General features: G+C 76.5%; 5 protein-coding genes. 3 read left to right on the top strand and 2 right to left on the bottom strand.

Annotated features, from left to right (window positions below; translation table 11 throughout):
* On the bottom strand, positions 1–584 hold a 584-nt coding region (locus E1293_RS44995; protein ID WP_132205969.1), incomplete at its 3' end, for an MFS transporter.
* 276 nt (positions 585–860) lie between these two features.
* Between E1293_RS44995 and E1293_RS44990 the strand changes: the two genes are divergently transcribed.
* The 3 genes from E1293_RS44990 (at position 861) to E1293_RS44980 (ending at position 3,477) form a co-directional block, all read left to right on the top strand.
* Positions 861–2,012 (top strand): sensor histidine kinase, encoded by a 1,152-nt coding sequence (locus E1293_RS44990; protein ID WP_132205967.1) that lies wholly within the window; start codon positions 861–863, stop codon positions 2,010–2,012.
* Complete coding sequence (locus E1293_RS44985) at positions 2,009–2,674, top strand: response regulator (RefSeq protein WP_132205965.1); 666 nt, start codon at positions 2,009–2,011, stop codon at positions 2,672–2,674. Before E1293_RS44990 ends, E1293_RS44985 begins: the two co-directional genes overlap by 4 nt.
* Before the next feature lie 149 nt (positions 2,675–2,823).
* Positions 2,824–3,477: a hemerythrin domain-containing protein gene (locus E1293_RS44980; RefSeq protein WP_132205963.1), complete on the top strand. Its 654-nt coding sequence runs from the start codon at positions 2,824–2,826 to the stop codon at positions 3,475–3,477.
* A 15-nt stretch (positions 3,478–3,492) separates the two neighbouring features.
* Here E1293_RS44980 and E1293_RS48285 read toward each other — a convergent pair.
* A partial coding sequence (locus E1293_RS48285) for a DUF4185 domain-containing protein (RefSeq protein WP_165978695.1) occupies positions 3,493–4,310 on the bottom strand: 818 nt, incomplete at its 5' end.

Below are 4,310 nucleotides of genomic sequence, written 5' to 3'. Positions count from 1 at the left end.
CGCCAGGCCATCGCCAGCGCGGCGGCGGCCATCGGCACGTTGACGAACATCACCCAGCGCCAGCCGGCGTACTCGGTGAGCAGCCCGCCGATGAGGACGCCGAGGGCGCCGCCGGCGGCGTTGACGGCGCTCCAGATCCCGAAGGCCTTGACGCGGGCGCGGCCCGCGGGGAACGTCGTGGCCAGCAGCGCGAGCGCGGCCGGGGCGAGTGCGGCGGCCCCGGCGCCCTGCACGGCGCGGGCGGCGACGAGGTGGCCCGGCTCCTGCGCGAACCCTCCGGCGAGCGAGGCGAGGCCGAACAGGCCGAGCCCGAAAAGCAGGACCCGCCTGCGGCCGTAGGTGTCGGCGGCCTTGCCGCCGAGCAGGAGCAGCCCGCCGAAGGTGAGGGCGTAGGCGTGGATCACCCAGGTGACGCCGACGGCGCTGAAGCCGAGGCCGGAGGCGACCTGCGGGAGCCCGACGTTCACGACCGACAGGTCCAGCGACACCATGAACTGCACGACGGCGACCGCGGCGAGGACCAGGCCGGGGCGGGCGGCGGACGCGGCGGCGGTCCGTCCGGGGGCCGCTTGCGCGCCGGTCATCGGGGCACGGTCCCCTCGTGCGCCGCTGTCTGTGCCGTGGGCCGTCTCGTGCCGGGCCGCGGGCCCCGGCCGTCCTTGCTCGGGCCGTCCTTGCTCGGGATCGTGTGCATGCCGGACATCGTGCTGTCCGGGCAGGGCGGCGGTCATCGTGCCGGGGGAGACTCCTGCGCGCGGCACCGGGGGAGTAGGGACGGCCCGGCTACATCACCGGGAGTAGCCGCGCATTGCGACGTCCGGTGGAGGTCCGCCGGCCCGGGAAGGCTCTAATCTGCACAAATGGAGTTCATCGCCGGGCGGCCGCTCGCCCAGGACGCCCTGCTCGGCGCGGGCATGGCCGTCGTGCTGTCGGTCATCGTGCTCGTCACGGCGGACGCGGGCGCGCTGGACCTGGCGGCCCTCGTCGCCGGGTCGCTGGCGCTCGCCGCGTGGCGGCGGGCGCCGCTGGTGGCGCTGCTGGTCAGCGCGGCCTGCATGCTCGCGCTCGGCGCGCACGTCCAGCCGGGCCCGGCGGCCGCCTACCCGGTGATGGTGTCGGTGTTCGCCGCGGTCAGGGCCGGCCACCAGGTCGCCGCGGCGCTGGTGAGCCTGGCGTTCCTGGGCGCCGGCTTCGCGGTGAACCTGCCCGGCGCCGACGGGGCCGGGCAGAACTTCCAGAGCATCTCGCTGCTGGTCGGCTGGTTCGTCGCGGCCGGCGTGGCGGCGATCGTGACGCGGCACCGGCAGGCCTACCTGGAGGAGGCCGAGGAGCGGGCCGCCGAGGCCGAGCGCACCCGCGAGGAGGCGGCCCGGCGGCGGGCGGGCGAGGAGCGCCTGCGCATCGCCAGGGAGCTGCACGACTCGCTCACCCACAGCATCTCGATCATCAAGGTGCAGGCCGGGGTGGCCGTCCACGTGGCGCGCAAGCGCGGCGAGGAGGTGCCCCCGGCGCTGCTGGCCATCCAGGAGGCGAGCGGCGACGCCATCCGCGAGCTGCGCGCCACCCTGGAGGTGCTGCGCGACTCCGGCGACCCGGGCGGCGGGGCCCAGGGCGCGGACGGGGCCAGCGGCCTGGACCGGCTCGGCGACCTGGTGGAGCGGGCCCGCTCGACCGGCCTCCCGGCCGAGGTGACGGTGTGCGGCACGCGCCGGGAGTTGCCCGCGGAGGTGGACCGGGCCGCGTACCGGATCGTCCAGGAGGCGCTCACCAACGTCTCCCGGCACGCCGGCGGGGCGGGCGCGCGGGTGCGGGTCGAGTACGCGGGCGAGGAGCTGGTCGTGCAGGTCGACGACGACGGCAAGGCCGACTCGGACGTGCCGCCCGTGCCGGGCACGGGCCTGCTCGGCATGCGCGAGCGGGTCGCGGCGCTCGGCGGCCGGCTGCGGGCCGAGCCCCGCCCGGGGGGCGGCTTCACCGTCCGCGCCGAGCTTCCGCTGGGGGAGCCGTCGTGATCCGGGTGGTGCTGGTGGACGACCAGGCGCTGATCCGCGGCGGGTTCCGGGCGCTGCTGGGGATCGAGGACGACATCGAGGTGGTGGCCGAGGCCGCGAACGGCGAGGAGGGGCTCGCGCTGGTCCGCGAGCACCGGCCCGACGTCGCCCTCGTCGACATCCAGATGCCGGTGATGGACGGCATCGAGGCGACCCGGCTGATCGCCGCCGACGAGCGCCTCGGCGGCGTCCACGTGGTGATCCTCACCAACTACGGCCTGGACGAGTACGTCTTCAACGCGCTGCGCGCGGGCGCCTGCGGCTTCATGGTCAAGGACACCGAGCCCGCCGACCTGCTGCAGGGCGTGCGGGTCGCGGCCCGCGGCGACGCGCTGCTGTCCCCGGCGATCACCCGCCGCCTGATCGGCGAGTACGTGACCCGCCGCCCCGAGACCGCGCCGCCGCCGGACGCGCTCGGCGTGCTGACCAACCGCGAGCGCGAGGTGACCGCGCTGGTGGCCCGGGGCCTGTCCAACGACGAGATCGCCGCCCACATGGTGATCAGCCCGACCACCGCCAAGACGCATGTGAGCAGGGCGATGACCAAGCTGGCCGCGCGGGACCGCGCCCAGCTGGTGGTGTTCGCCTACGAGTCGGGCCTGGTCACCCCGCGGCGCGGCTGACCGCATCCCGCCGGCCCGCGCGGCGGTCATCGCGGGTGCGGGGTCCCGGTGCGGATCCGGCTGACGCCTCCCTCGGCTGGCGCGTGTGAGGTTCATCTCGCGCACGCGCGAAGAGGTCACATCCGGGACCGCCGCGGCCTCATAGAGGTATGGACACTTTCGCGGTCCGGCCGCGCCACACCACGTGCCGCACCCTTCTGCACGCCGCGCACGACGCGTTCCGCCGGGACCTGGACCGGCTCGCGGCGGCCGCGGCGGCGGGCAAGGGGCGCGCCCCGCACGTGCGCGCGGGCTGGGAGAACCTCAAGGAGCAGATCCGGCTGCACCACGACCTGGAGGACGAGTGGCTGTGGCCGCGGGTGGAGCGGGCCGTGGCGGGGCACCTGCCGGGAGGGGCGGCGGGCCGCAGCGCGGAGCGGGCGGTGCTGGAGGAGATGCGCGCCGAGCACGCCCGGACCGTCCCGCTGATCGGCCGGGTCGACGCGGCGATGGCGGGCGGCGGCGACCTGCCGGGCGCGGTGCGCGACCTGCGGGAGGCACTGGAGTTGCATCTGCGGCACGAGGAGATGAGCGCGCTGCCGCTGGCGGAGGCGGTGCTGGCCGACGGGGAGTGGCGGGCGCTGGCCGGCGAGGCGCGCCGCCGCTGCGAGGCGGGCACGCCGCTGTTCGTCCCGTGGGTGGTGGACGGGATAGCGCCGGTGGAGCGCAGCCGGTTCCTGACGGCGCTGCCCGAGCCGCTGCGGGAGCTGAACCGGGTGATGTGGGAGCCCCGCTACCGCAAGCGCCGCCTGTGGGCCAGCTGACCAGCGCACGGGGGGTCACCAGGGGACGGCGCGGACGGTGACGTGGTCGCCGGCGGGGTCGTAGTACGACAGCAGCAGCGCGTCGCGGGTGCTGAGGGCGGGGTGGCCGATGAGGGCGCGGCACTGGTCGAACCCGGATCCGCCGGAGCAGGGCACGGTGCCGTCCCCGGCGGGACGCCAGGGCCCTTCGGGTGCGGGCGCGCGCCACAGCCGGTACCGGCCGTCCAAGCCGCGCTGCTCGACCATGACCAGGCCCTTGCCGAGGGCGGTGTAGTCGGCGACTTGGACGGCGTAGGGCGCGGCGCCGGGAACCGGGCTCGCGGCCTGGAACGCGTCGCGGGTCCACCCGCCGGGCGTCCAGTACCGGTAGGCGGCAGGGTCGCGCCAGGCGCCGGGGTCGGCGCGGACGCGGGCGAGGGTGACGCGCCCGGAGGTGCAGGCGCCGGGCCCGTGGACGTCGCAGACGGCGGCGAACAGGTACAGGTGCCCGCCGGCGAAGACGGGTGAGCCGAGGTTCTGCTGGGGCGGCAGGGAGGGTGCGGCGAACACCTTGGCGCGGCCGGTGAGGGTGTTGCCGGCGGGCCGGTACTGGACGAGGCCGAATCCCTGGGTGGCGATGGAGGTCTGCTGGACGCACACGTCGGTGTAGGCGATCAGGAGGGTTCCGGTGCCGGGCGGGCGGGCGGCGCCGGAGACCCAGGAGGCGCTGTAGGCCGAGCCGGGGATGCGGCAGGGCGTGCCGCCGGGCAGGACGAGTCCGGGCGGTGTGCCGAGGAACCCCTGCGGGTGCCGCGCCGCCGGCGCGTCGTCTGCGGCCGGGGGGCGGCCGGGGG

Source organism: Actinomadura darangshiensis (assembly GCF_004349235.1).
GTDB lineage: Bacteria > Actinomycetota > Actinomycetes > Streptosporangiales > Streptosporangiaceae > Spirillospora > Spirillospora darangshiensis.
The sequence above is the reverse complement of the archived record's forward strand: the minus strand, read 5'-3'. Positions and strand labels throughout refer to the sequence as shown.